This is a genomic window from Treponema primitia ZAS-2 (genome assembly GCF_000214375.1).
GTDB lineage: Bacteria > Spirochaetota > Spirochaetia > Treponematales > Breznakiellaceae > Termitinema > Termitinema primitia.
In genome coordinates this window covers 43,968-70,832 of record NC_015578.1, presented here as the reverse complement: position 1 = coordinate 70,832, position 26,865 = coordinate 43,968, and the positions used below count along the sequence as shown (strand labels likewise).

At 52.8% G+C, this 26,865-nt stretch carries 27 protein-coding genes and 1 riboswitch; of the genes, 15 read left to right on the top strand and 12 right to left on the bottom strand.

Features of this window, described 5'->3' with window-relative positions; all coding sequences use genetic code 11:
• Nucleotides 1-17: 17 nt before the first annotated feature.
• A complete protein-coding gene (locus tag TREPR_RS00325; protein WP_015706272.1) occupies nt 18-980 on the bottom strand; it encodes a UDP-glucuronic acid decarboxylase family protein in 963 nt (320 codons plus the stop codon).
• Between the two features lie 146 nt (nt 981-1,126).
• Here TREPR_RS00325 and TREPR_RS18540 point away from each other — a divergent pair, with 146 nt between their 5' ends.
• Nucleotides 1,127-1,264: a hypothetical protein gene (locus TREPR_RS18540; protein WP_015706271.1), complete on the top strand. Its 138-nt coding sequence runs from the start codon at nt 1,127-1,129 to the stop codon at nt 1,262-1,264.
• 11 nt (nt 1,265-1,275) lie between these two features.
• Here the strand turns inward: TREPR_RS18540 and vapC are convergent, their stop codons facing one another.
• Both vapC and vapB read right to left on the bottom strand, forming a co-directional pair.
• Nucleotides 1,276-1,713, bottom strand: a complete 438-nt coding sequence (gene vapC / locus TREPR_RS00320) for a type II toxin-antitoxin system tRNA(fMet)-specific endonuclease VapC (RefSeq protein ID WP_015706270.1) — start codon at nt 1,711-1,713, stop codon at nt 1,276-1,278.
• Nucleotides 1,676-1,894, bottom strand: coding sequence for a type II toxin-antitoxin system antitoxin VapB (vapB, locus tag TREPR_RS00315; protein WP_245534759.1), 219 nt, complete (start codon nt 1,892-1,894; stop codon nt 1,676-1,678). The genes vapC and vapB overlap by 38 nt, the downstream gene beginning before the upstream one ends.
• 208 nt (nt 1,895-2,102) lie before the next feature.
• On the opposite strand from vapB, the gene TREPR_RS00310 reads away from it, so the two are divergent.
• Both TREPR_RS00310 and TREPR_RS00305 read left to right on the top strand, forming a co-directional pair.
• Nucleotides 2,103-2,693: a type IV toxin-antitoxin system AbiEi family antitoxin domain-containing protein gene (locus tag TREPR_RS00310; protein WP_041610947.1), complete on the top strand. Its 591-nt coding sequence runs from the start codon at nt 2,103-2,105 to the stop codon at nt 2,691-2,693.
• Complete coding sequence (locus TREPR_RS00305) at nt 2,690-3,568, top strand: nucleotidyl transferase AbiEii/AbiGii toxin family protein (RefSeq protein ID WP_015706267.1); 879 nt, start codon at nt 2,690-2,692, stop codon at nt 3,566-3,568. Before TREPR_RS00310 ends, TREPR_RS00305 begins: the two co-directional genes overlap by 4 nt.
• Before the next feature lie 47 nt (nt 3,569-3,615).
• Here TREPR_RS00305 and TREPR_RS00300 read toward each other — a convergent pair whose 3' ends face one another.
• From TREPR_RS00300 to purA, 4 genes are all read right to left on the bottom strand, one after another.
• Nucleotides 3,616-4,017 carry a type II toxin-antitoxin system VapC family toxin gene (locus TREPR_RS00300; protein WP_015706266.1) on the bottom strand — a complete coding sequence of 134 codons (402 nt, stop codon included), beginning with the start codon at nt 4,015-4,017 and terminating at the stop codon, nt 3,616-3,618.
• Complete coding sequence (locus TREPR_RS00295) at nt 4,014-4,253, bottom strand: type II toxin-antitoxin system Phd/YefM family antitoxin (protein ID WP_041610946.1); 240 nt, start codon at nt 4,251-4,253, stop codon at nt 4,014-4,016. The genes TREPR_RS00300 and TREPR_RS00295 overlap by 4 nt, the downstream gene beginning before the upstream one ends.
• A gap of 260 nt (nt 4,254-4,513) precedes the next feature.
• The gene (gene guaA, locus TREPR_RS00290) at nt 4,514-6,187 is read right to left on the bottom strand and encodes a glutamine-hydrolyzing GMP synthase (RefSeq protein WP_015706264.1); all 1,674 of its coding nucleotides are present in this window, start codon (nt 6,185-6,187) and stop codon (nt 4,514-4,516) included.
• A gap of 79 nt (nt 6,188-6,266) precedes the next feature.
• Complete coding sequence (gene purA, locus TREPR_RS00285) at nt 6,267-7,493, bottom strand: adenylosuccinate synthase (RefSeq protein ID WP_041610945.1); 1,227 nt, start codon at nt 7,491-7,493, stop codon at nt 6,267-6,269.
• 197 nt (nt 7,494-7,690) lie between these two features.
• Here purA and TREPR_RS00280 point away from each other — a divergent pair, with 197 nt between their 5' ends.
• From TREPR_RS00280 to TREPR_RS00255, 6 genes are all read left to right on the top strand, one after another.
• The gene (locus TREPR_RS00280) at nt 7,691-9,013 is read left to right on the top strand and encodes an ABC transporter substrate-binding protein (protein ID WP_015706262.1); all 1,323 of its coding nucleotides are present in this window, start codon (nt 7,691-7,693) and stop codon (nt 9,011-9,013) included.
• Nucleotides 9,014-9,091: 78 nt separating this feature from the next.
• A complete protein-coding gene (locus tag TREPR_RS00275) occupies nt 9,092-9,934 on the top strand; it encodes a carbohydrate ABC transporter permease (RefSeq protein ID WP_015706261.1) in 843 nt (280 codons plus the stop codon).
• Nucleotides 9,931-10,785 carry a carbohydrate ABC transporter permease gene (locus TREPR_RS00270; RefSeq protein ID WP_015706260.1) on the top strand — a complete coding sequence of 285 codons (855 nt, stop codon included), beginning with the start codon at nt 9,931-9,933 and terminating at the stop codon, nt 10,783-10,785. The genes TREPR_RS00275 and TREPR_RS00270 overlap by 4 nt, the downstream gene beginning before the upstream one ends.
• 4 nt (nt 10,786-10,789) lie before the next feature.
• Complete coding sequence (gene malQ / locus TREPR_RS00265; protein ID WP_015706259.1) at nt 10,790-12,316, top strand: 4-alpha-glucanotransferase; 1,527 nt, start codon at nt 10,790-10,792, stop codon at nt 12,314-12,316.
• A gap of 95 nt (nt 12,317-12,411) precedes the next feature.
• Complete coding sequence (locus TREPR_RS00260) at nt 12,412-12,798, top strand: VOC family protein (RefSeq protein ID WP_015706258.1); 387 nt, start codon at nt 12,412-12,414, stop codon at nt 12,796-12,798.
• 1 nt (nt 12,799) lies between these two features.
• Nucleotides 12,800-13,432, top strand: a complete 633-nt coding sequence (locus TREPR_RS00255; RefSeq protein ID WP_015706257.1) for a GyrI-like domain-containing protein — start codon at nt 12,800-12,802, stop codon at nt 13,430-13,432.
• Nucleotides 13,433-13,452: 20 nt separating this feature from the next.
• On the opposite strand, the gene guaB is transcribed toward TREPR_RS00255, so the two are convergent.
• From guaB to TREPR_RS00235, 4 genes are all read right to left on the bottom strand, one after another.
• Entirely contained in the window at nt 13,453-14,889 is a 1,437-nt protein-coding gene (gene guaB, locus TREPR_RS00250) for an IMP dehydrogenase (RefSeq protein WP_015706256.1), read from the bottom strand.
• Between the two features lie 23 nt (nt 14,890-14,912).
• Complete coding sequence (locus tag TREPR_RS00245) at nt 14,913-16,385, bottom strand: lyase family protein (protein WP_015706255.1); 1,473 nt, start codon at nt 16,383-16,385, stop codon at nt 14,913-14,915.
• Nucleotides 16,386-16,424: 39 nt separating this feature from the next.
• Nucleotides 16,425-16,811, bottom strand: a complete 387-nt coding sequence (locus TREPR_RS00240; RefSeq protein WP_015706254.1) for a hypothetical protein — start codon at nt 16,809-16,811, stop codon at nt 16,425-16,427.
• 202 nt (nt 16,812-17,013) lie between these two features.
• Complete coding sequence (locus TREPR_RS00235) at nt 17,014-18,303, bottom strand: O-acetylhomoserine aminocarboxypropyltransferase/cysteine synthase family protein (RefSeq protein ID WP_041611305.1); 1,290 nt, start codon at nt 18,301-18,303, stop codon at nt 17,014-17,016.
• A gap of 1,056 nt (nt 18,304-19,359) precedes the next feature.
• On the opposite strand from TREPR_RS00235, the gene TREPR_RS00230 reads away from it, so the two are divergent.
• The 6 genes from TREPR_RS00230 to TREPR_RS00205 all read left to right on the top strand — a co-directional run bounded on the left by TREPR_RS00230 (nt 19,360) and on the right by TREPR_RS00205 (nt 25,927).
• Nucleotides 19,360-20,307 (top strand): cytochrome c biogenesis CcdA family protein, encoded by a 948-nt coding sequence (locus tag TREPR_RS00230; protein ID WP_041610944.1) that lies wholly within the window; start codon nt 19,360-19,362, stop codon nt 20,305-20,307.
• 34 nt (nt 20,308-20,341) lie between these two features.
• The gene (locus tag TREPR_RS00225) at nt 20,342-20,956 is read left to right on the top strand and encodes a TlpA disulfide reductase family protein (RefSeq protein WP_015706251.1); all 615 of its coding nucleotides are present in this window, start codon (nt 20,342-20,344) and stop codon (nt 20,954-20,956) included.
• Between the two features lie 100 nt (nt 20,957-21,056).
• Nucleotides 21,057-21,199, top strand: a riboswitch (FMN riboswitch).
• Nucleotides 21,200-21,319: 120 nt separating this feature from the next.
• The gene (locus TREPR_RS00220; RefSeq protein ID WP_041610943.1) at nt 21,320-22,342 is read left to right on the top strand and encodes a BMP family ABC transporter substrate-binding protein; all 1,023 of its coding nucleotides are present in this window, start codon (nt 21,320-21,322) and stop codon (nt 22,340-22,342) included.
• Nucleotides 22,343-22,375: 33 nt separating this feature from the next.
• On the top strand, nt 22,376-23,929 hold the full coding sequence (locus tag TREPR_RS00215; RefSeq protein WP_015706248.1) for an ABC transporter ATP-binding protein: 1,554 nt from the start codon (nt 22,376-22,378) through the stop codon (nt 23,927-23,929).
• On the top strand, nt 23,922-25,022 hold the full coding sequence (locus TREPR_RS00210) for an ABC transporter permease (protein ID WP_015706247.1): 1,101 nt from the start codon (nt 23,922-23,924) through the stop codon (nt 25,020-25,022). Before TREPR_RS00215 ends, TREPR_RS00210 begins: the two co-directional genes overlap by 8 nt.
• Nucleotides 25,019-25,927: an ABC transporter permease gene (locus TREPR_RS00205; protein WP_015706246.1), complete on the top strand. Its 909-nt coding sequence runs from the start codon at nt 25,019-25,021 to the stop codon at nt 25,925-25,927. Before TREPR_RS00210 ends, TREPR_RS00205 begins: the two co-directional genes overlap by 4 nt.
• Nucleotides 25,928-25,995: 68 nt before the next feature.
• Here TREPR_RS00205 and TREPR_RS00200 read toward each other — a convergent pair whose 3' ends face one another.
• Nucleotides 25,996-26,865, bottom strand: coding sequence for a VIT1/CCC1 transporter family protein (locus TREPR_RS00200; protein ID WP_015706245.1), 870 nt, complete (start codon nt 26,863-26,865; stop codon nt 25,996-25,998).

The following is a 26,865-nucleotide window of genomic DNA, read 5'->3' as shown; positions in this document are numbered from 1 at the left end:
AAATTTAACATTATATGTTATTTGATCTGTCCCTCAAAATATGCAATCGTCTCTTTTAATCCATCCCGCAAATGAATCTTTGGCTCCCAATTCAGCTTTTCTTTTGCCAAGGCGATATTAGGTTTCCGTTGCTTTGGATCATCCGATGGTAGTGGCTGATATATAATTTTGGACTTGCTCCCGGTGAGGGATAAAATGGTCTCCGCAAGCTCCAGCATAGAGAATTCTCCGGGATTTCCAATGTTTACCGGGCCGGTAAAGTCTGCGGGCGTCTTCATCATCTGGACAATAGCTTCTATCAAATCATCCACATAACAAAACGACCGGGTCTGACTACCATCACCGTATATCGTTATGTTATCTCCCCGGAGCGCCTGCATGATAAAATTGCTTACAACCCTGCCATCATTGGGATGCATACGCGGCCCATAGGTATTAAAAATTCGGACTACTTTTATTTCAACCTGATGCTGCCGGTGATAATCAAAAAACAGGGTTTCAGCACATCGTTTCCCCTCGTCATAGCAGGACCGGATTCCGATGGGGTTAACATTCCCCCAGTAAGATTCAACTTGTGGGTGTACTACCGGATCGCCATATACTTCACTGGTCGATGCTTGGAGGATACGCGCCCCGGTACGTTTCGCCAAGCCCAGCATATTGATAGCTCCATGCACACTGGTCTTGGTTGTCTGGACCGGATCGTACTGGTAATGTGGTGGGCTTGCGGGACAGGCAAAATTATATATCTGGTCAATCTCTGCGTAATAGGGAAACGTTACATCGTGCCGAACAAGCTCAAAATATGAATTCCCCATAAGATGCTCAATATTACGTTTTTGCCCGGTAAAAAAATTATCCAGACAAAGAACATCGTACTTTTCTTTGATTAATCGTTCGCACAGATGGCTACCTAAAAATCCTGCCCCACCTGTAACAAGCGCACGGGTATTAAGAGCATACTGATCTTTCCTGCTCATAGAAACTCCACACAACTCTATTTTGTTGCTTTTATTATTAACCAATTTGAATCATGATAAATATGTGTCAACATATAGTCTTTTATGGGATATTCATTTACCCGATATACCGAGTAAACTATATCCATTAAGGAGAAACACTAGATATGGATGACATATTCTGCATAAACCGGGACGATTTTATCAGGAAAATCAGGCTCTTCATCGGGAAAAACATCACTAATTCAGGCAATTCCTTTCGAATTTTCTTTGTCGTTTTTAAGTTAGACCCGAGGCCTGAATAAGATTCTGCGGTTTATACCCAATTCTCTAATTTAAGTTTTTTAATTCTCTGGAATTCCTGAATATTATTTGTTACAAAAATATAATCCCGGCTTAAAGCCTGGGAAGCAAGCTGCATGTCATAGGGACCTATAACTTCTCCATTCCGTTCCAACTCGGCTCGTATTATTCCGTAAATCTCTGCATCCTTAAGATCAAAAGGGATTATTTCAAATGATATTAAAAAATCCCGTAAGGCATTTCTGTTTTTTTCAGGATAGGCGCTTTTGGCAGCCCCATATTCCATTTCAGCTATTGATACAGCCGATATTTTTATCTCTGCAGGTTCATGCAGACTAATTTTCTCTATGATCTTTTGCGGCCGTTTATTAATTATATAAATGCAAATATTAGTATCTAATAAATACACGATACTAAAAACGCTTCTGCATCGGAGGTTGATTTCTCCCATCAAAAAGAAAATCATCTGAAAATTCAGTTAGGCTTTTCTTAAATAATTCCCATGGATCATTTTTCGGGAAAAGGACTATTGTATTGCCAATTTTATTGATACATAGCTCATCTTCATCAACTTGATATTCCTTGGGAATACGTATTGCCTGGCTATTTCCGCTTTTAAAAACCTTCGTCATTTGCATTGTACCACCGCCTGTATTATTTAGTATATACAGGTGTGTATACAAAGTCAAGGGCCGCAGCTTGGCCAATTTCTTTAGGTTTCTCGATATATCGAGGATTTTCTCGTGATTGCTTGAATATTCTCGATATATCGAAATTTTGTGTTTTTATCCCTTGTTTATCTCCAGAAAGTATCGTATATTTGTACTTACCGGAGATACAATGATTAAGACCCATTTGATGGTTATGGATGAACTCGCAGGCTATGCTTCCCCCCAAGCGCGGCTTACCCGGCTTTTAAAGGCCGGCGCCCTGGTACAGTTGCGGAAAGGCCTCTTTGTGGACGATCCCGCAACTCCCCACCCGCCTATTGCCCCGCTGCTCTACGGACCTTCCTATATTTCCTTTCAGTACGCCCTGGCCAATGCAGGCCTTATCCCTGAACGGGTACGGGTGGTAACATCCGCAAGCTTCAATAAAAACAAGGACAAGGTGTTCCGCACTCCTCTGGGGGAATTCCGGTATTTCTATCTTCCCCCTACGGTGTATCCCTATGGCATTACCGTGCGGGAAGAGGCGGGATTGCCCTATCTTATCGCTTCGCCGGAAAAGGCCCTCTGCGATATGGTCTATAAAAATCCGTTAATTACTTCCCTGAACGATATGGGGTCCCTGCTCCTAGAGGACTGGCGCATTGATCGCCAAGATCTCCGCAATCTGGATGGCGCCTTTATCCGCTGGATTGCTCCGCTCTACCGCAGAAAATCACTGCTGGCCCTGGCCGATTGGCTGGGCAAGGAAGTATACCAATGAACACCAAATCACCGGTACAAATAATGTTTGAGCAGTACCATTGTACTACTACCGAAGAACGCCGGGACGCCCTCAAGGAGATTATTCAGGAAATCACCCTGGCAGCCCTTGACCGCGCCCATTTTTTTACCCACGCTGCTTTCTATGGAGGAACGGCCCTCCGTATCTTTCACCAGCTCGACCGTTTTTCCGAAGATCTGGATTTCAGTCTTATGGAACCGGACTCATCCTTTGACTTAGGTCTCTATCTGAACGCTGTCTGGGACGAGCTGGGATCATACGGTTTTGACATGACCGTAGAAACGAAAGAAAAGGTGACTGACACCGCCGTTCAGTCAGCCTTTATTAAAGGGGGAACCCTGCTTCATCTTTTAAAGATAGGTTCCATCACCCCGCCGGTTCCCGGTGTTCCCCCAAATGAACTGATTAAGGTCAAATTTGAAGTTGATACGAACCCCTACCCGGGCGCTGGCTACGAAGTCAAATATGGCCTTATGCCGATCCCCTATTCGGTCCGGCTCTTTGACCTTCCATCGCTTTTCGCGGGCAAACTTCACGCGCTCCTGTACCGCTCCTGGAAATCCCGCGCCAAGGGCCGTGATTTTTACGACTACCTCTGGTACCTTTCAAAGGGCATCCCGGTCAATCGCCGGTACTTAGAAGCCGGCATACGCCAGGGCGGGCACTGGGCCGGGCCGGAGCCTCTCGCCCTAAAAGATATACTCCGCTTGCTAACAGACCGCTTTTCATCGGTTGATTATAAGCAGATAAAAAACGATGTGCTCCCTTTTATCAGGGACACCCGCCCACTGGACTTATGGAGCAAGGATTTTTTCATTTCCCTTTCACAAGAAAAGCTGCGCATCACCCCTTGAGCAACCTTTCCACGATATAGATACTTTCTGCATAAGTCAGAACGATTCTACCAAATATATTTTAATCCATCTTTTTTATATAATTCATTCTTGGTATCGCGGCTTACAAATATATAGTTATTGCGTATGCATTGATAAATCAGCATCCGGTCGAATGGATCCTTATGTTTTTCTTTTTGCGCTAAGGCAAAGCTTTCCAATGCTTCCACAGGATTTAACGGTATCAGTTCAAAGCCCATCTTTTTGCAATAATAGGGAATATCTTTTATATCAAAAGAGCTAAGAACTAATTTCCCAATGCTCTGTTTTAATGCCAGTTCCCATAATGATACGGCGCTTACTAAAATATCATTATTAGTATCTTCCAGTTCCTGTATAACTTTTTTTGATAACTCATCGCTTTTCCCTATAGACCATAGGAGCGTATGGGAATCCAGCAGTAATTTCATTTTACAGCGAGCAATTCTTCTACGGTCATTTCAAAATCGGGCATAAATTTCACGGTCATCTTTCCGTCCAAAATTCCTATTTTCCTCTTTTTAACTTTTTCTTCAACGTACGGGACAATCATAGCGACCGGTTTTTTGGCCCTGCCGTATAAAATCCCCACCGTGCTTCCCTGCCTCACTTCTTCAAGGACCTCTGAAAAGTGCGTTTTAACTTCCCCAACCGGCATTGCTTTCATATGTTTAGTATCGCTCTATTTTGTCAACTTGTCAAGTATATGGTATGTCGCTTTCTCTGAGCAGTCTCAGGCCTTGCTGCAACGGTGATCCCACTCACCATAATAGCTATTTCTGTCTACTCCAGCAAATTTCGAAACCCTACCTAATTCTTTATACCACAAACAAATAGCGCAATATCTCAAAATAGGTAAAATTCAGTAAAATTTTGGAAATTTGCACCCAGGAACCTCGCTTGCTGCAAGGTCCGTTGTGTAGGATTCTACTCCCATTCAATGGTCGCCGGGGGCTTGGAGGAAATATCGTAGCTTACCCGGCCTATGTCTTTAACAGTATTAGTGATGCGGGTGGAAATTTCCAGCAGGTCTTTTATCTGGAATGGGTACACATCGGCGGTCATGCCGTCGGCGCTGACTATGGCCCGCAGAGCGAGGACCCAGCCGTATTTGCGGACATCCCCAGCCACGCCTACGGAGCGTATGGGGAGGAGTACCGCGAAGGCCTGCCATATCTCATCGTAGAGCCGTTTGCCCTCAGGGGAGAGGCGGCTCTTTAATTCTTCAATATAGATGGCGTCCGCTTCCCGGAGTATGTCACACTTTTCCTGGGTTACTTCTCCCAGGATACGCACCGCCAGGCCAGGCCCGGGGAAGGGGTGCCGGAGGACCACCTCCTCGTCTATGCCCAGAATACGGCCCAGTTGGCGGACTTCGTCTTTGTAGAGCCGGTCCAGGGGTTCAATGATCCGGCCGGCCTTGCGCTTGGCGTCTACCAGGGGACTTCCCACATTGTGGTGGCTCTTGATCAGATGGGCCTTTTTGCCTACCCCCTTGCCACTTTCAATAAGGTCCGTGTAGAGGGTGCCTTGGGCGAGGAAGTAGGAATCCGGCAGGCCCAGCCGCTTCACCTCACGCTCCTGGATGGTGATGAACAGATCCCCGATGGCTTTGCGTTTCGCCTCCGGGTCCTCAAGACCTTTCAGGGCAGAGAGAAATTCTTCCTCACAGTGAATAATATGCAGATGTTTTGCCCCGAGTTTTTCCAGGGCGGTAGAAACGGTTTTTGTTTCATCTTTGCGCATGAGGCCGGTGTCCATATACATGAGGTGGACCAGGTCCGGTTTCAGGGTTTTGAGGAGCAGCGCACCCGCCACAGTGGAATCGACCCCGCCGGAAATAAGGAGCAACACCGGGTTTGCTTCCACCCGTTTCCGGAGGGCATCGCCGAGTTCTTCTACGTACTGTTCCATGGTCCAGCTTTTTTTGCAACCACAAATCCCGAACACAAAAGCTGCGAGTATCTCCAGGCCCCGCTCGGTATGGGTTACCTCGGGGTGGAACTGGAGCCCGAACCAGGGTTTTTCTCCGTGGGCTGCCACTGCGGGGTAGCCGGTGTCACTGACGCCGTATTCCCGAAACCCCGGGGCCAGCCGGGTAAGGGTATCCCCGTGGCTCATCCAGGCAGTAATGGTACAGGGCTGATCTTGCAAAGTACCCGGCGCCCCCTCAACAATTTTTTCCAGGGGGATAGCCTTATCGAACCCCGTAAGAAAGCGCCGAATAAGCCCCTTCCCCGCAGTATCTTCCTCATTCCTGACTGTTACCCCTATCCTGCCATACTCCCGCTTGGGCAAAGGCTCCACCAGGCCACCGTGATCAGCTGTCATGCGCTGAAGGCCGTAACAGATCCCCAGCAGGGGAAGGCCGGAAGTATAGACCTTTTTGTCCGGCACGGCGCCTTCCTGGGTATAGACCGATTCGGGGGAACCTGAAAGAATGATGCCCCTCAGTACGCTGCCTTCGCTTCCTGCAAGAATAGTATCGGTGAGAACCGCGTCCCCGGGGATGATCTCTGTATAGACCCCCAGGTCCCGGATACGCCGTCCGATGAGCTGGGTGGTCTGGCTGCCAAAATCTAAAATAAGTATTTTATCCATAATATCATCCGCCTATTTCACTGTAGAGTTTTTCAGTATGAAAAACTCCAATGGGCTAAATAAAAAATTTGAAGATTTTTTATTTAGCCCACGGGCTCTTTCGTATAATAGTTTCCTTGCGGTCATAGCCCACAGAAACGATATCAATGGGGGTCTCGCAAAACCGTTCTATAAACTCAATATACTCCATTGCCGAAGTGGGGAATTCATCATAGGTCAGGGCATTGGCGAGTGATTTTTTCCAGCCCGTAAAGCTGCGAAGCACCGGCACGGCCTTGTTCAGGGCCTCCACGGAGGCGGGAAAATTTTCATCCATCCGGTCATCAATGCGGTAGGCAATGCAAGCCTTGATTTCATCCAGGGTGTCGTATACGTCCAGGTGGGTCATCACCAGGGAATCAATGGAGTTGGTCAGGCAGGCGTAGCGCAAAGCCACCAAGTCCAGATATCCGCAGCGCCGGGGGCGGCCAGTGGTGACCCCGTATTCCCGGCCGGTTTCACGGACAAAGCGGCAAAGCTCGTCCTCCGAGTCCGGGTCGAATTCGCTGGGGAAGGGGCCGTTGCCGACCCGGGTGGAATAGGCCTTGAATACCCCCAGCACCTTGTCCAGCCGGCGGGGGCCTATGCAGCCGCCGATAGCAGCCCCGGCGGCAGAGGACATGCCGCTAGACACGTAGGGGTAGGTTCCCAGGTCCAGGTCCAAAAGGGCACCCTGGGCGCCTTCAAACAAAATCTGGGCATTTTTGTGGTGTACCATGTAGGCGGAAAGATCGATGGACATACCCTTGAGCTGTTCTACATAGGGGGCCAGGAAATTCCGGTCCGCCGGCTCCAGTTCCTCCATCTTTTCTTTCCACTCCAGGTCGGCAATGCGAATGCCGTCTCGGTCGCTCTTCATGGAATAGGTGATCCCGATACCCCGCCCGGTGGTGCCGATAGGCTTTTTCCGGGCCAAATCCCGGTCCTTATCAATCTGAATGTACCGGGGCAGCACCAGGTGGGCCCGGTCGGAAATAAAAACCCGCCCGGTGGTATCAATTCCCCGATCCCGGAGCATTTTAAGCTCGCTAAACAGGGCCACCGGGTCGATAACCATCCCCGCGCCAAGGATCACCATTTTATCCGGGTACAATATACCCGAGGGGATCAAATGGAGCGCATATTGCTCCTGTCCAATGACGATAGTATGCCCGGCATTGGCTCCGCCGGCAAAACGGACGATTATCTGGGCCTCATTGGCCAGATAATCCACGATTTTACCCTTTCCCTCATCACCCCACTGGGCGCCCATAACGACTACATTCATAGGCAAAGGGTAGCATGAGGGCGCGGCTTGAAGCTAGGGGCTGGGGAAAATCTTGCGGGGCTGTCGATCTGGAAGCTTAGCCCTTCTTACATATCGTAAAAATACGAAGTTTCATTTGACATATTTACCCTTTCATTGACAAATTAAGCCCTAAGTAAGATGATTATACTATAAATAATATATTCTGGAGGAATTATATGAAAAGGAACAAAGGGTTCCGATACTTACCCATTCTTGTCCTGGCGGTCCTGGTCTCAGGCTGCGCGAAAAAGAATACCGCCCCATCGGTCTACCTGCTCAACTTTAAGGCGGAAATCCAGACCCAGTGGGAGGAGGTGGCGGCCCAGTTTACCGCCGAAACCGGGATCCCCATGAAGGTGGTTACCGCAGCCAGCGGGGGCTACGAACAGACCCTGCGCTCTGAAATCGCAAAATCCGCACCCCCTACGGTGTTTAACATCAACGGGCCGGTGGGGTATAAAACTTGGGCCAGCTATTGCGCGGACCTGAAGGATTCCCGGCTCTATAGCTGGCTCTTGGACAAGAGCATGGCGGTCAGCTCTGGGGACGGGGTGTACGGCATCCCCTACGCGGTGGAGACCTACGGCATCATCTACAACGATGCCATTCTGCGGAAGTACTTTGCCCTGCCTAACAAGGCGGTGAATGTTTCCAGCGCCGGGGAGATCAAAAACTTCGCCACCCTGAAGGCAGTGGTGGAGGATATGACGAAAAACAGGGCTGCCCTGGGAATCGGCGGGGTCTTTGCCTCCACCTCGTTCAGCCCCGGGGAGGACTGGCGATGGCAGACCCACCTGGCCAATTTGCCCATCTACTATGAGTACAAGGCCAAGGGGGTGGGGGACCTTGAGAAAATCGATCTTACCTATACTAAGGACTATCAGAACATTTTCGACCTCTATATCAACAACTCTGTCACGGACCGCAAGATGATTGGTTCCAAAACTGTGGGGGACTCCATGTCGGAATTCGCCCTGGGGAAGGTGGCCATGGTGCAGAACGGGAACTGGGGCTGGGGGCAAATCGCCAATGAGGCCGGGAATGTGGTGCGGCCTGAGGACGTAAAGTTTCTGCCTATCTATACCGGTGTAAGCGGGGAAGAAACCCAGGGGCTTTGCACGGGGACGGAAAACTTTATCTGCGTGAACGCCCGGGCTTCTCAGGCGGACCAGGAAGCGTCACTAAAACTGTTGGAATGGCTCTTCAATACCCCGGCCGGGAAGAAGAACGTTATCGAAAAGCTGGGCTTTGTGGCGCCCTTCAGTACCTTTGGGCCCACGGAACGGCCTGCGGACCCCCTAGTTGCAGAGATGTTCCGGTACCTGGATAATCCGGGCCTTAATTCGGTGGCCTGGAACTTCCCCACCTTCCCCAGCCAGGAATTCAAAAACGAGCTGGGAGCGGACCTGTATCAGTACGCCCTGGGCAATAAGTCCTGGGATGATCTTACCAAAAAGACTATCGCGAGCTGGGCTTCGGAAAAAGCTGCTATACAGTAATAGTGTTTCGTTAGGAAAAGCGGCGGGGCGCGTTCCGTTCCGCCACTTGTTTATAGATAAATAGTTAAAGGAGATGAGATGGAAAAATCCCTGAAGAAATACTTTCTGTTCTTTGTAGGACCAACCCTGCTTGCCTTTTTGATCGCCTTTGTGATTCCCTTTATTGCGGGGATTGTCCTGTCCTTTGCCAGGTTTACCACCATGACGGATATAAGCTGGGTTGGATTCAGCAACTATGTCCGGGCCTTTTCAAACAGCGACTTCCTGAACGCCCTGAAGTTTTCCGCGTCCTTCACCATCGTTTCGGTGATCTTCATCAACGTTATCGCCTTTGCCTTGGCCCTGCTCCTTACCCGGGGCATACGGGGCACCAATGTTTTCCGTACCATGATTTTCATGCCCAACCTTATCGGGGGCATTGTGCTGGGGTACATCTGGCAGTTTATCATCAACGGCTTTCTCAGCGTCTTTGGGGTAACCATCACGGTGGACGCCAAATACGGGTTCTGGGGCTTGGTAATACTGAGCAACTGGCAATTTATCGGGTATATGATGATTATCTTTATTGCGGGTATACAGAACGTGCCCCAGGAGATTCTTGAAGCCGCCACCATCGATGGCGCAGGGCCCATTATGACCCTCAGAAAAATTATCGTGCCCCTGGTGATGCCTTCGATAACCATCACCCTTTTCATGACCGTGGCCAACTCGTTCAAGATGTTCGACCAGAACCTGGCCCTTACCGCAGGCGCTCCGGGTAAGGAAACTACCATGGTTGCCCTGGACATCTACAATACCTTCTACAGCCGCGTGGGCTGGGAAGGGGTGGGCCAGGCCAAGGCACTGATGTTCTTCCTGGTAGTGGTGGTCATCACCCTGGTACAGCTTTCCATTACCCGACGAAAGGAGATAGTAAATTGAGCGGTATACAACAACAAAAGAAACCCCTGAATGCAGGCGGGATAGTGTTAATCCTACTACTCTGCGTCATTTCCCTGCTCTTCATCACTCCCATCCTGCTGGTGTTCCTGAATTCCTTTAAGGGAAAACTCTATGTAATCAACACCCCATTTGCTTTTCCCAATGCAGAAACCTTTACGGGGATCAACAACTATGTCAGCGGTATCACCGCTACGGGATTTCCCTCTGCCTTCGGCTGGTCCCTGTTCATCACGGTGTTCTCCGTGGGGATCATCGTGCTTTTCTCCGCCATGACCGCCTGGTACATCACCCGCTGCACCAGCCTTTTCTGCAAGGTTCTCTACTTTGCCTTTGTATTCGCCATGATAGTCCCTTTCCAGATGGTGATGTTCCCCCTGACCAAGGTAGCAAACCTGCTCCACCTGGATAACCCCCTGGGAATTCTGGTACTCTACCTGGGATTCGGCGCGGCCCAGTCAGTGTTTCTGTTCAGTGGCTTCGTCAAGTCCGTTCCCATTGCGGTGGAAGAAGCGGCGGTTATTGACGGCTGCAACCCCATCACGGCTTTTTTCGCGGTCATATTCCCCATGCTGAGTCCCATTGCCATCACCGTGGCGATCCTCAACGCCATGTGGATATGGAACGACTTCCTCCTGCCCAATCTGATCATCGGCTCCGAATACCGGACCATCCCGGTGGCGGTACAATACCTGCGGGGCGGTTACGGTTCCATCGACTGGGGCTATATGATGGCCATGATAGTGCTGGCGGTAATCCCGATCATCATCTTCTACTTTGTCTGCCAGAAACACATTATTCAGGGCGTCACCGCCGGCTCTGTAAAGGGTTAAGGCCATGTCAACAACGGCTGTTTCCCCTGCGGTTCAGAACCAACGGGCCGCAGGAATACTGTTGGCGGTGAGCAGTCTGCCCTCCCGGTATGGCATCGGGACCTTTGGGCAGACCGCCCGGCAATGGGTAGATTTTCTGAAAGAGGCCGGGCAGAAGTACTGGCAGATCCTGCCTCTGGGAACCACCGGTTGGGGGGACAGTCCCTACCAGAGTTTTTCCGCCTTTGCCCTGAGCAGCTATTATGTTGATTTGGATATACTCCGCGATCAGGGACTGCTTACCAGTGAGGAGATTGAGACCCTACCTTGGGGACAAAAGCCAAACCGGGTGTATTACGCCGCCCAGTACTTCCACCGGGAGAAGGTGTTGCGGGAAGCCTTTGCCCGGTTCAGGGAAAATTCTTCCGCACGGGGGGATCCCGCCTTCACCGCGTTTCAGGAGAAACACGCCCACTGGCTCAAGGATTACAGCCTCTTCATGGCCCTGAAACGCCGCAGTAAAGGCGCTTCCTGGCTGGATTGGGAGGATGCGCTGCGGTTCCGGGACGAGAAAACCCTTTCCCGCTTTCGGGACAAACTCGCCGGGGATATCGAATACCATTCATTCGTACAGTACCAGGCCTATACCCAGTGGGAAAGCCTCAAAGCCTACGCGAACAGTAACGGTGTTTCGATCATCGGGGACATTCCCATCTACGTTGCCATGGACAGCGCCGATACCTGGGCAAACAGCGATCTGTTCCAGTTGGACGAACAGCGCAGGCCAATCCGGGTCGCCGGCTGCCCCCCGGATCCCTTTTCCGCCACCGGGCAGCTCTGGGGAAACCCCCTGTACCGCTGGGACCTGCTGGAACAAAGCGGCTTTGCCTGGTGGATCTCCCGGCTCCGCGCCTGCATGGCCCTCTACGACGTTACCCGCATCGATCACTTCCGGGGTTTTGAAAGCTACTATTCCATTCCCGCCGCCGACAGGGATGCCAGCGGGGGCGAATGGGTAAAGGGGCCGGGGCTCAGTTTTATTAACGCCCTGAACCGGGAACTGCCCGGGGCCAACATCATTGCTGAGGACCTGGGCTACCTTACCCCGGAGGTGCGGGAACTCCTTCGCGCTTCCGGTTACCCCGGCATGAAGATACTGCAATTCGCCTTCGACTCACGGGAATCCAGCGACTATATGCCCCACACCTTTGAACGCCACTGCGTGGTATACACCGGCACCCACGACAACCCCACCACCCTGGGCTGGATGAAAACCGCCCGCTTCGAGGACGTGGTCCTGGCAAGGGAATACCTGGGCCTCAAGGATATACGGGAAGGCCACTGGGCTTTTATCCGCGCAGCCCTGTCCAGCGTCGCCAACCTGGCGGTCATCCCCATGCAGGACTATCTGGGCCTGGGCGTCAATGCCCGGATGAACACACCATCCACCACAGGGGGCAATAACTGGCGCTGGCGATTACAGAGTGATGCCTTGGACAGCGGGCTGGCGAAAAAGATTGAGCGGCTTACGCGGATTTACGGGCGGACATAGAACTGCGTTTATATCACTGTTGTTAGGAATAATGTGAATTTCTTTGGCTATATAGATACTTGACAAAAAAAATAAAATATCCATAATACCAAGCTATGGAAATAGCGTGCATCGGACTTTTTGTAAAAAATATGGAAATTATGGTAAAATTTTACCGCGATATTATTGGCTTAAACACAAACTGGAATGGCGAGCCAAATGCCGACCTTGAGGCGGGAAACTGCCGCTTAATAATGTTCGGCAGGAATGATTTTGAAAACATGGTTTCAAAATCATTTGTGTATCCCAGGGGATTAAACGGAACAATGGAAATAGCCTTTAACCTGAAAACCTATGATGCTGTTGATAAAAAATATAAGCGCCTTATAGAATTAGGCGCTGAAAGTCTTTTCCCACCGACAACAATGCCTTGGGGACAGCATACCTGTTATATAGCCGATCCGGAAGGAAATTTACTGGAAATAGGTTCATTTGGAGCGTAATATGGCGGACGTATTGGATTACAAAAAGGAATATAAAGATTTCTATTCCCTCAAAACCCAGCCTATGCTAATAGAAATTCCGGAAATACATTTTGTTGCAATTGAAGGAAAAGGCGATCCTAATGATAAGGATGGCGAATACGCTAAAGCGATAGAATTACTGTATGCCATACAATACACAATAAAAATGAGCAAAATGGGCGATCATATACCGGAAGGCTATTTTGACTATGTAGTTCCGCCCCTTGAGGGTCTCTGGTGGGTTGATAACAAAGATAATATAAAAAACAAGTCTCAATATATTTGGAATTCTATCATACGGCTGCCCGAATTTGTTAATGACAAAATATTTAAAAGGGCTTGCGATACTGTCAAACAGAAAAAAAATCTGAATACGGAAAAAGCGAAATATCTGAAAACCAAGGAAGGTTTATGCGTTCAATGTATGCACCTTGGGCCGTTTGACGAAGAGCCGAAAACAATGAAACTGATTGATAGCTATATTGAAGAGAATAATTTGCTGAATGATATAAACAAAAAAAGATGGCATCATGAAATCTATCTGTCGGATCCGCGGAAAGTGGAACCATCGAAACTGAAAACGGTATTAAGAATACCGGTAAAGAAAATTTAGAGGGGCAATCAGTAAAGAATCTACACCCTGCTATAATTCGGCGCTTCCTGGGTGATGGTCACATCGTGGGCATGGCTTTCCTTCAGGCCTGCTGCGGTGATCCGCACAAACTTGCGGTAGCTTTTGAGTTCATCGATGGTTTTGCAGCCGCAGTAGCCCATTCCCTTGCGGAGGCCCGACACCAGCTGATGCAGGAAGTTCCGCAACTCCCCCTTGTAGGGAACCCGGCCTTCGATGCCTTCGGGCACCGGGGATTCGTCTTTAGTGATTTGATAGCGATCTCCTGAGCCACCCGCAATGGCCGCGAGGCTGCCCATGCCCCGGTACTCCTTGTATATCCTGCCGTCGTAGATAATTTCACTGCCCGGGGCTTCCTTGAGGCCGGCGAACAGGTTTCCTATCATTACCACACCGGCGCCAGCGCCTATGGCTTTGGTGATATCCCCGGAAAACTTGATGCCCCCGTCGGCGATGACCGGGATGTTTGATTTAGCGGCTTCTTCGGCGCAGTCCCAAACGGCGGTAAACTGGGGTACCCCCACGCCGGCCACAATGCGGGTGGTGCAGATCGAGCCGGGGCCTATGCCCACTTTTATTGCGTCTGCCCCGGCTTCAATAAGCCTGCGGGTTCCCTCCTTGGAAGCCACGTTTCCACCGATAACCGGGACGCCGAACTGTTCCTTGATGCCCCGCACCGCGTCCATCACGTTTTTGGAGTCCCCGTGGGCGGTGTCCAGAACCACAAAATCAACCTTGGCGTTTTTAAGAAGGGGCATACGTACCAAGTAATCCTGGGGGGACACTGCAGCGCCGACGATGAGCCGGCCGCTTTTATCAGTGGCGGCCCGGGGGTAACGGGCGTGTTTTTCCATGTCCTTCACCGTAATGAGCCCCGTGAGCCGTCCCTGGTCATCAACAACAGGCAGTTTTTCTATGCGGTGCTTGTCAAACTTTTCCCGGGCGCTGGAAACCGAAGGGTCACCCTGTTCCGCCACCACGTCCCTGGTCATCACATCGGTCACCGCCAGGGTATCATCCTGGCAGAAGCGCAGATCCCGGCTGGTGATGATCCCCACAAGCACGCCTTCCTTGTTCAGCACCGGCATACCGGAAACACGGAACTTGTCCCGCAGGGTTTTTACGTCCCGGATCAGGGCATTCTCCATGACTGTAATCGGGGAATCAATCACCCAGTTGAGGTAACGCTTCACGTTGGACACCTGCTGGGCCTGCTCATCGGGCCCCAGATTTCGGTGTATCACCCCGGCGCCCCCTTCCAGAGCAATGGCAATGGCCAGCTTTTCTTCAGTAACCGTATCCATGGCGGAAGAAACGATGGGGACATTCAGGCTCACATCAGCGCATAACAGGGTCCGCACATCACAATCCTTGGGCAGGATATCTGAATACCCCGGCAAAAGGAGGACATCATCGTAGGATAAAGCTTCTTCAAACATGGTTAACTCCTAGAATAGTATTGCTAATTATTTATTAACTTTCTATATTTTGCGGCAAGGGATCGGGCTTTTTTCACTGCCAGGCCGCAGTAGCGTTCCGGCTTTTCAAAAAAAGTCAGGGCTTCTGCGGCTGTGCCGACCAGTCCCAGCTCCGACATTTTGGCCCCGATGCGGGGGAGTACGTCCCCTTCCTTTGCCAGGGCCGCAGCAAAACTGCTGTGCTCTTTTTCTGCGGCCAGGGTGATCTTCCGTATCACCTCGTGGGCATCGGAAACTCCGGTTTCCGCCAGCAGTATGTAAGCCGGTTCCGCCATGATTCCGCCGGGAATACCGCCCCCGGGTATGCCGGGACCTTTGCCGCTTTCGCTTCCCGCAGCGCCCCGGAGGTTGTAGAGCAGCCGCTCTCGGTCCGCGCCCAGCCCTTCTATGACCGAGGCCATGCGGCTCACCGCCATGCAGAACCCTGCGGTATAATCCGCCACAAAACGCTGGCTTGCGGAATTGGACAGATCCCGCTGATGCTCGCTTATCTGGTCCATGAAAAAGCTAGTAACCCTGGGCATGAAGGCCTTCCAAAGGCTTTTAACGTGTTCGGAATTCCAGGGGTTGCGCTTTTGGGGCATGGTGGAGGAGCCCACCTGGTCGGCGGAAAAGCCTTCCTTGAGTTCGCCAATTTCGGTGCGCTGGAGGTTCCGGAGATCATCCGCCAGATTGGCGATGATACCAAAGGCCACGTTGAATTCCAGAAGGAGCCGCAGAAGGTATTCGGGCTCCACCAGTTGGGTGGAATGTTCAGACGGCTCAAGCCCAAGCTCAGCCAGGTAAATCCGCTCCAGTTCCTCCGGGTCCCTGACGATCATGGCGGTGGCGTTGTAGGCCCCCACCGCGCCGGCCAGTTTGCCCTTGAGCTGCCCTGCCAGGCGCTGTATTTCCAGGATGGACTTCCCCAACCGGGAAACGTATTCCGCCAGGGCAAAGCCCACGGTGATGGGCACCGCGTGCTGACCGTGGGTACGCCCCACCTGGGGGGTTTCCGCCTCCCGCTCAACAAAGTCGCAGAGCAGGAGTTCCAGTTTTTTCAGTTGGGGCAAAACCACCCCCTCAGTAACCCCCCGCATCCTGTAGGAAAGGGCAGTATCCAATATATCCACGCTGGTGGCCCCCAGGTGAACCAGGGGCGCCGTCTCAGGTGGAACCTTGGCCTTGAGGACATTTACCAGGGCCCGAATATTGTGCCTGGTCTTTTCTTCCTCGGCGTACACCTCCGCCGGGTCTATCTTTGCTCCAGCAGCCTCCAAGGCAGCCTTCAGGGCCGGCGTCAGACCGTCCCGGACAGTCAGATGGGCAATAACCAGGGCAATTTCCGCCTTTACCTCGGAGGAGACCGAGGCTTCCTCGGAAATCCAGGCGCCCAGGGAGTCAAAGAGGGCTTTCTCAGAAATAGAATAACGGTGATCAATGGGGGAAATGTTTTGGAAAATGTTACGGGCTTCCATACCAGACTATGGCATAGAATGGGGAATTTTGTCCATATCTTAATTTATGATAAGCTTAATATTCAAGGATAAGCCTGATAAAAATATTGTTCGGAGCCATTGGCTTTGATCCCCGCTGCCGCTGTCCCCGCCGCCGCCGATACTGCCCCCGCTTCCTCCGCTGCCACCACCCCCGCTGCTGTCGGTACCACCGGTATTCTCTTCATTATCCAGGGAAAAAATTTCATATCCCCAGGGTATTGCGAGGACTTTGCCTATTCCAAAATACAGGGATTTCCCACGGCCTATACGGAGGGAAGGTATACTGATATCGATAAGCAAAAAGGCAGCGCCTATCCCTTCAAAGCCGGAAGAAAGTTCCTCCCAGCCCTCCGAACCGTCATAGAAAAGATCCTTTTTCTTCTTATAATGAACCCAAAATACCACCGATGAATCCCTGGACGATCTGCTATTGCAAATAATCAGGCTCTATTCGGCGGAATAAGTTTACGGAATAAGCCGGCGGCAACATTGGGCTTTGCTTTAGCATAAAAAAGACCTATCTGCACACAATTTTTAATCGTGTACGGATAGGTCCGAATTTACATAAAGGTGACCGACCTTCTTCAAAGGTCCGCAGGCGCCTTTTTTACTTTATTGCTTCAAAGCCCTGCTTCAGATCATCGATGATATCATCAATATGCTCTGTTCCGATGGACAGCCGCACGGTGTTGGGTTTGATGCCCTGGACCAGCAAGTCTTTTTCTTCAACCTGGGAGTGGGTGGTGGATGCCGGGTGGATCACCAGGGATTTCACGTCCGCCACGTTGGCCAGAAGGGAAAAGAGGTGCAGTTCTTCGGTAAAGCGCTTGGCTTTTTCCGCGCCGCCCTTGATTTCAATGGTGAAGATGGAGCCGCCGCCCCGGGGGAAGTAGCGCACAAAGAGATTGTGGTCCCGGTGATCCGCCAGAAGCGGGTGGTTCACCTTTTCCACCTGGGGATGGGTCTTGAGGAAGTCCAATACCTTGATGGTGTTGGACACGTGACGCTCCACCCGCAGGGATAGTGTTTCCAGGCCCTGGAGGAAGAGGAAGGCGTTGAAGGGGGAGAGGGCAGCGCCGGTGTCCCGAAGCAGGGTGACCCGGGCTTTGATGATAAAGGCCACGGGGCCCACCGCATCGGTAAAGACCACGCCGTGGTAGCTGGGGTTGGGCTTGCTGAGGCCGGGGAACTTATCATTCTGCGCCCAGTCGAATTTACCACCGTCCACGATGACACCGCCGATGGAGGTTCCGTGCCCGCCGATAAACTTAGTAGCCGAATGGACCACGATGTCGGCGCCGTGCTCAATGGGGGTTAAAAGATAGGGCGTGGCAAAGGTGTTGTCCACAATTACCGGGATACCGTGGCCGTGGGCGATCTTCGCCACCGCTTCAATATCAACCACCGATGAGTTGGGGTTACCCAGAGTTTCAAAGAAAATAGCTTTGGTGTTGGGCTTAATGGCCTTCTCAAAGTTTTCAGGCTTGCTGCCGTCCACAAAGGTGGTCTCCACGCCGAGATCCTTAAAGGTGTTGGCAAAAAGGTTGAAGGTACCGCCGTAGATCTGGAAATCAGAAACGATGTGATCCCCCGCCTTGGTGATATTCTGGATGGCGTAGGTGGTGGCGGCAGCCCCGGACGCAGTGGCCAGAGCGGCGACACCCTTTTCCAGGGCGGCGATCCGCTGCTCAAAGGCATCCCATGTGGGGTTCATGATCCGTGTGTAGATGTTCCCCGATTCAGTAAGGGCAAAACGATCTGCCGCCGACTTTGATGAAGGGAAAACATACGAGGATGTCTGATAGATAGGTACCGCACGCGCATCGGTGGCGGAATCCGGCTTCTCCTGTCCTGCATGGACCTGGAGGGTTTCGAACTTGTAATTCTTGTTAGCCATAATGTATCTCCTTCTGGCTTTATAAAATTCGGTAGCGTTCCTTTCTTTGGAACCAAAATTCTGAACATGGTAAAATCCCTCTTCGGAGATGGCCTTATCCCCGTAGAGTTTCTTATCATTCCCCACGGGGCACACCACGGTGCAGACTCCACAGGGATAACGCAATTCCTGGCGCAAAAACTGGTGGTACTGGGCGCACTTATACTTTTCCATATCGTTGATGATAGAATCCGGCCGGGGTGTAAAGGCGCCGATGGGGCAGCCCTTTTGGCAACGTCCGCAGCTGATGCAAAGCTCCTTCTCCTGTAAAGGGCTCCCGGCAAATTCCACATCGGTGATCACCGAGACCCAGCGTACCCGGGGCCCGTACTCCGGCGTAAGGAGACAGTGGTTGGCCCCTATGGTCCCCAGCCCGGCATACTTGGCCGCCATAACCTGGGAGAAAGCCGCTTCCGGTTTTTTTACCAGGGCAGAAATCTCCCCATACCCGTCCCGGGGAAAGAAGTGGGCCCTATGGCCCAGGGAGAAAAGCAGGCTCGCCATCCTATAGGCCGCATCGTCCAGCAAACGGTTGGTAGTGTTGTACAGCTCGGAGTACAGATTAGACGGAGTGGTTTCCACCATGGGCAGAAAGATCGGCACCCCCGCCACAATAACTGTTTTGCTCCAGGGCCAAATACTTTGGGGGAAATATTCCCGGTGCTGATTCCCCGTCTCCTGCCACCGCTCTACCGGCGCAAACCCCAAAAGGCTTAAGCCCAGCTGATCCGCATAAGAGACAATTCTTTCTTTCAGTTCATTGTTATCGCTCATCATTATTCCCCGGACCCGAGTAGATTACCAGATAACCCAGCCCTGAGGGCACCCCCATCATCTCAGATATAACTTTATTCCATTATTCTCCTTATTAAGTGAATTTATAAGCCCTATTCCCATTGAATTTATATTATATAAATACCATAGGATTAGTATGCTTTACATAAACCAATTTATACCCTATATTTAAATCTGTCAACCGGATCTTTTGCCGATTTGAACTTTGTTTATGAGGAGCTTATGGCCCAAGATATATCTGTCTTCTTAGCCCTTGGGGCAGGCTTGCTTTCGTTCCTGTCACCCTGTGTATTACCCCTGATCCCCTCCTACCTGGCCTTTCTTGGTGGCGTAGGCGGGACTTCGGCAAACCGCGGCAACCCAGCATTCAACCCCCACTTGGTTGCGGTAACGATAAGCTTTATCCTGGGGTTCAGCGCCGTCTTTGTGGTTCTGAGCATACTTCTTTCGGGGACCTTTTTCCTTTTAGGCGGGGCAGCCCGGTATATCAATATAGCTGCGGGGCTCATCGTCATCATCCTGGGGCTGAACGTTCTCTTTGATTTTCTCCGAATCCTGAACTATGAAAAACGGGTTCAGCTCACCAGGCGCCCCAAAGGCCTGGTTGGGGGCTTCCTGGCAGGGATCGCTTTTGGAGCCGGGTGGAGCCCCTGCGTAGGGCCTATCCTGGGGAGCATACTCCTTTTAGCAGGGCAAAGCGGCAAAGCGGGACAGGCTGCCCTGTACCTGACGGCCTATTCCGCCGGGCTGGGGCTGCCCTTTCTGGCAGGGGCGGTCTTTTTTAACCGCTTTTTCAGAGGGACTGCAAAACTCCGCCCGTACCTGCCCCTGATAAGACGAATCAGCGGAATCTTCCTCATCGGCATCGGTATCTTCATCCTATTGGGACAATATCAGCGGCTGAATATCTTTCTCATGAAAAGCGAATACGCCTTCTCCACCTGGACGAAAAGCGGGAGCAGCCTGGTCCGGCTTATACCGACAATACTTTTTTTCATTATTGCCGCACTGCCCCCGGTCTTTCGTCTGCTCAGAAAACGGCCCCTGCGTTCATTGCCCCCGATTATCTTTTCCGGAATTTTTTTTATCCTGGGCATTGTTCAGGCCGCAGGAATCCTGGACAGCGCGGGCCTTCTTGCACAGTGGCTTCTCTACCGGCAGACCATATAAATCGGTTATTATGAACAGATAGGGAGTTAATAATATGAAAAAGTCTTTTGGCCTTTTTATTATCCTCGCAGCTTTCTTCTTATTTCCCCAATGCAACCGGACAGAGAAGTCCGCTGAGCCTGAATCCGGAAATACGGAAGCCCAGGATGTAAACTGGGAAACCCTGCCAGAAATAACCCCGGAAATTCAACTGGCCTTTGAGGAATTGGGGATCCCTGTGCTACAACAGCCCATACCCATGCTGGATTTCTCTGTAACCCTTGCGGATGGAACAACCATAAATCTAAGGGATCTGACCGGGAAGCTGATCTTCCTGAATTTTTGGGCCACCTGGTGCGGTCCCTGCCGGATGGAAATGCCCTCTATGGAAGCCCTGTATCAGCGTTTTAAGGAAGATGGGCTTGAGATTCTCGCGGTAAATGTCCGGGAAAGCCAAAAGGATGTGAAGGCCTTTATGGACGAGTATAAGCTCAGTTTCCCCGCAGCCCTGGATACAAATGGAGATATTGCCGCGAACTACGCGATTGAGGCCTTTCCGACAACCTATATCATAGACCGGAACGGGGGGATCATTACCAGGCTGGTAGGGGCGATTAACTGGGATGTTCCGGAACTGATTGAGCTCTTTGAAATACTGCTGAAAGCTTAGGGCAAGCGCCACTTGCAACGCCGACTTCAGTCGGAGAGTTCCCGGAGTGCCCTGGCACCTATTGACCTTCTAAACCATACTGATTATTCTATATATGAATTAAGATTTTCAGGGTCGGGTGATTGAAGGCGACTTCATGATTCCCAACCGGCGGTATAGCCCGCGAATCGGGGGTAAAAAACCCCAGATCGAACCGGTGAGATTCCGGTGCCGACGGTATAGTCCGGATGGAAGAAAATCTCGAGCCCGAATTTGTATATACAAAATATATACGTTCAACGCCCGAATTTCCCATGAATGCAAGCCCTGGATTTCATCCGGGGCATTTTTTTGCCCCGATTGAACAATCCATCGGAGGCCTTTATGAATCATGTGCGGCTGATCCTCTCCCTTACCCTTGCAGGTTTATTGCTTGGGGGCTGCGGAGGAACAAAAGACGGAGCAAAAAGCGGCGGGGACACAAAAACAGTGTCCATAGGTATTTTCATTCCCGGGGTAATGTCCGGCAGTCCCATTTACGAGATGCTGGCCCAGGGGGTGCAACGGGCGGCGGCGGACAAAGCCGGGACTGAAGCCACAGTAATCGAAGGCGGGTACAATCAGGCTGAGTGGGAAAGCCGGGTAACTTCCATGGCCGCCTCGGGGGATTACGATCTTATCGTGTCTTCAAACCCCTCCCTGCCGACTATCGCAGAGGCGGTATCCGCTAAGTTTCCCCAGCAGCGCTTTCTGCTCCTGGATGGCGAACTTTCCGGAAACCCCATGATCTATACCCTGCGTTATAATCAGCGGGAACAGGCCTATATGGCAGGTTATATCGCCGCCCTGATCACCGAAGCCGCCGGGCCCCAGGTGCGGAAGATCGGCCTGGTGGCTGCCCAGGAGTATCCGGCCATGAACAAGGTCATCCTGCCCGGTTTCGGGGAAGGGGGCCGGGCGGTGAACCCCGGCTATACCGTAGACTTTCGGCTGGTGGGGAACTGGTTTGACGCCGAGCGGGGCGCGGAAATCGCCCAGGACATGATCCTCGGCGGGGTTAAGGTTATTCTCGGCATCGCCGGCGGGGCCAACGAGGGGGTGCTCCAGGCGGCTTCCGAAGCGGGGGCCAAGGTGGTCTGGTTCGACATCAACGGGTATGCCCTGCGGCCGGGTGTCGTGGTGGGGAGCGCTATTCTCCACCAGGAACGGGCCGCTTACGAACAGACCAGGCGTTTTTTGGAAGGGAGCCTCCCCTTTGGCAGCGCAGAAATGGTGGGGGTTGCCGATGGCTACGTGGACTTTATAGAAGATGATCCCGATTATATCGCGGCGGTATCTGCGGATTTGCGGGAAAAACAGGCGGCTCTTATTAAACGCATCCGTTCACGGGATTTAGTCTTGGAATGATTCGTCCCGGTTGGGATGTGGGAGCAATGATCGGTGGTTGAGCTGCGGGGTATACAGAAACACTTTTCCTCCAACGGGGTTATTGCCCTGGACCATGCGGAATTCGATCTCCGGCCCGGGGAAATCCATGCCCTCCTGGGAGAAAACGGCGCGGGGAAATCTACCCTCATGCATGTCATGGCAGGGTACCTCAAACCCGTTTCGGGGCGGATACTGGTCGACGGAACGGAACATCATTTCCCCGCCCCGGGAGCCGCCCTCAAAGCGGGCATAGGCATGGTCCGCCAGCACCCCCACCTGGTACCGGGCTTTACGGTCTGGGAGGACTGCATACTCGGCGCAGAACCCCTTTCAGCGGGCCTGGTAAACCGGGTCAAAGCCCGCGCCCAGGTCCAGGCCCTTTCGGATCGCTGGGGCTTTGATTTGCCCCTAGATAAACCAACAGAAACACTAACCGTAAGTCAGGGCCAAAAAGCTGCGATCCTCGCCCTGCTGCTCCGGGGGGAACGGTACCTCATCTTTGACGAAGTAACTGCGGTTTTAAGCCCCGGAGAAACTGAAGGTCTCTTCAGCCTGTTCAGGCAGCTCAGTGCCGATGGAAAGGGCATTGTCATCATCTCCCACAAACTGGAAGAGACCCTGGGGCTCGCCGACCGGGTAAGTATTCTGCGGAAAGGGAAAACCATCGCAACCATGCCCGCTTCATCCCTGGACAGCGAAAAAGCCGGCGCCCTCATGTTCGGCGCTGCAATTGGCACCGGTCAAAAGGGTGCCAAGTACCCTTTTGCCAAAACGGTGCCTGGCACCCTTTTTTCGGTCCGGGGCTTTTCGGTGGAGGTTCCGGGCAAGCCCTTTATACGCAAGGTGGACCTGGACCTGCCGCCCGGGAAGGTGCTGGGAATCGCCGGGGTCCGGGACAGCGGCCTGGAAACCCTGGAATTAGGGCTTACGGGGTTTTTGCCACCCGCCGGGGGGACGGTGAGCCTGGGCGGGCGGGACATTACCGGGAAGGGGCCCCGGGCGTTTCGAGATGCCCGGGGCGCCTACATTGGGGCAGACCGATCCGGGACCGCCCTGGCGCCGGGCTTGCGGATCAGGGATAACCTGATTATCCATGTGCACCGTCGGTCCCGGATGGGTTTGCTTGGTGCTTTGGGGATCATGGATACGGGGCTTTTAAAGTCTTGGGTAAAAACTATCCTGAGCAATGCGGGGATCACGGCAAACCCCATGCAAAAAGCAGATTCCCTTTCCGGCGGTATGCAGCAGCGGATAATCCTGATGCGGGAATTTGCCGAGGACGCGGCTTTCCTGGTGCTGGCGGACCCGGGCTGGGGGCTGGACTATGCAGGTAGGGCCAGGCTTATCCGGGAAATCGAGGCCCAGGCCGAAAAAGGGACCGGGGTCCTGGTTTTTTCCACCGACGTGGATGAACTTCTCTCTGTCTCAGATGAAATCCTGGTATTACGGAATGGTGAATTTTCCGACCGCATTTCCTTAGCGGGAGTTCCCGGGGACCCTGATACGGTACGGGGGCTTAAGGAGCGCATAGGCCGGGCCATGATTGGAGAAGCGAACAATGTCTGAAACAAACCGGAAAAACCTTACCATACCCGGCGCCCTGATGGGGGCCATCATTTCGGTAGTCTGCGCAGTATTCCTGGCAACGCTCATCATTTTGTTCACCTCTTCCGATCCCGGTTTTACGCTCCGGGCATTTTTTACCGGCCCCTGGAAATCCTCCTGGTTTTTGGGAAATACCCTGGACAGCATAGCATTACTGCTGACTGCATCCCTAGGCATAGCACTGGCGTTTCGGGGGGGCTGCTTCAATTTAGGAGGGGAGGGGCAAATCTACCTGGGCGGCTTGGCTGCATCGGTGGTGCTCCTGAAGGCGTCCCCCCAAAACACCCCGCCGACCCTGGCAGCCTTTGGCATACTCGCCCTGGCAGCCCTGGCGGCGATCCTGATCGGGAGCGCCATGGGCGGCCTTTCGGGGATACTCAAACGCCGCTTCGGGGCAAACGAGCTGATCACCTCCTTTCTCATCTCCTCGGCCCTGTCCCCGGTGGCGGACTATATTATTTCTGGGCCTTTTCGGAATCCCGAGGGAAGCCTCATGGCTACAAGGCGCTTCACCGTCCTACTTCCCCGAATCATGCCCCCATCAAATCTTTCGCTCTCCTTTATTTTCGCCCTGGCCCTTGTTTGCCTGGGGCGCATCTTCCTATACCACACCGTCTGGGGCTACCGGTACAAGATATCCGGGTCCGCCCCGGATTTCGCCCGCTACGGCGGCATCAACCCCGAACGATGCATAGTACCGGCCATGACCGTTTCGGGAGCCCTGAATGGCTTGACAGGTTTTTTCGCCGTGGCCGGTACCTACGGACTCTGCCACCTGGGCTTCCCCGGGGGCCTCGGCTGGAACGCCGTAGCAGTGTCCCTTATCGCCCGGAACCGTCCCCTGGCATTGATCCCCGCAGCCCTGATCTTCGGCTGGCTCAAGGCTGGGTCCGACGCAGCGTTGCTGTCCCGGGGCCTCAGTTTTGAAACCACCTCCTTCATCCAGGCGGTGGTACTCATCCTGGCGACCATCCGGTTTACTGCGCCGATTATCCTGAAGCCCCGCAAATTACCGCGGAAAGCCCCGGACACTTCGGGGAGGAATGAAGCATGAGCGCCCTCTTTTCTTCAGAAGCAATCCGGAGCCTCCTCCAATCCGCCGCCCCCCTGATGCTGGGCAGCCTGGGGGCCCTCTTTACGGAAATTTCCGGTTCCCTGGGAATCTTTATTGAAGGCTTCATGTCCCTGGGTTCCTTCTTTTCCTGGATATTTACCGGGTGGATGCATTCCGCCTTCTGGGGCATCTTCTTCACCGCCCTCCTGGCCGCCCTGATCGGCTGGGCTTTGGCCCGGTTCGTCCACCTTACCGGGGCAAACCCCTTTATCGCCGCCCTGGCCATGAACCTCGCCGCCGGGGGGATCACCGAAACCCTTTCGATACTCTGGTTTGGTACCAAGGGGGTTTTGCGGAACCCGGCCATCTCCCTCCCGAAACCACTGCACATTCCTCTGGTTGAAAACATCCCCTTCATAGGAAATATACTTTCGGGCAATCAGCCTTCGGTGTATCTTGCCTGGGGCTTAACGATACTGGCAGCGTTTGTGGTGGGCAAAACCCGCCTTGGGCTGCGGCTGCGGGCTGCGGGCCTGTCGGCGGAGGCCGCCTCGGAACGGGGCATACGGCCGGAACGGTATCGGGAAGGGGCCTGGGCCGCCGCCGCCTTTCTTGCTGCACTGGCCGGCGCCGCCCTTAGCTTTCGTGTGGGGGTCTATGCCCCCGGCGGGGTTGCCGGCAGGGGCTGGATTTGCCTGGCCGCAGTATTCCTGGGGTTCCGCCGGGTTTGGGGGACCCTTATAGCAGCGTTAGTGTTCGCCCTGGCGGAGCGGATAGGACTGGGGGTGCAGAGCTTTGGCGCATTACCCGCCACGGTGGTCCTGGGGTTGCCGTCGGCACTGGCGCTGGTGCTGTATACGCTGTCTAATGTTGTCGGCAGGGTTAAGGGGAGGAAAAAAGTTTAGCACCGGAGTTCCAATCGGCGTATAATTGTGGGGAGCTGCGTTGCAAGAGGCGCATCAGCGCCATGAAACTACCCGTCTACTCCAAGGACATTCTTCAGCGCCCAACCCACGGCGAAAGATAGGGCCGCCACCGCAAGGCTGATAAGGGTCATCTCCCCGAAGCGCCGTTTAAAGTCCAGATCCTTGGCGATGGCCAAGTAGTAATTAAAAAGAAAAATGATAAACACTGCGGCGGCCAGGGTTATTCCCAGGGCGGCATATTTATTCGGGATAAGCAGGAAGGGGAGAATCAGGAGCATCACCGTGATGATGTAGGCGGTCCCGGTATAGAGGGCGGATTTCACTGCCCGGGGGTCATTATCGGCCTTGCAGGAAAGGTATTCCGAGGCGCCCATGGAAAAGGCGGCGGATATTCCCGTTACCAAGCCGGCCATGCTTATGGTACGGGTTTCCCCCAGGGCCAGGGTGAACCCCGCCAGGGCGCCGGTCAGTTCCACCAGGGCATCGTTCAGGCCCAGCACGATGGAACCGGCGTATTGGAGCCGCTCTTCATTCAGCATGGACAGCAGTTCCTTTTCATGCTCCGCCTCTTCAAGGCTTATGGACAGCAGCTCCGGAAACTGTTCCGTCAGGGCCAGGTAGCGTTTAGAGGCAGTGCCTTCGTTTTTTTCCATCTGTTTCAGGGTAAAGGAAAGCCCCAGAACCCGGGCGGTGAGGACGGTGGTAAAAACCCTAAACCTGTCCGGCTTTATCCGGACGCCGGTCTTGGACTGCCAAAAGGCGGCGTGTTTTTTTTCCGCTTCCCCAACCTTACGAAGCGTCCCGGCGTTATGAGGGTCCTTACAAATCTTTGCCAGTTGGGTATACACATGATATTCGGTTATTTCTTCACGCTGGATCCCCAGAGCGATGGTGCGGATTTCTGCTTCTTCCCTCAT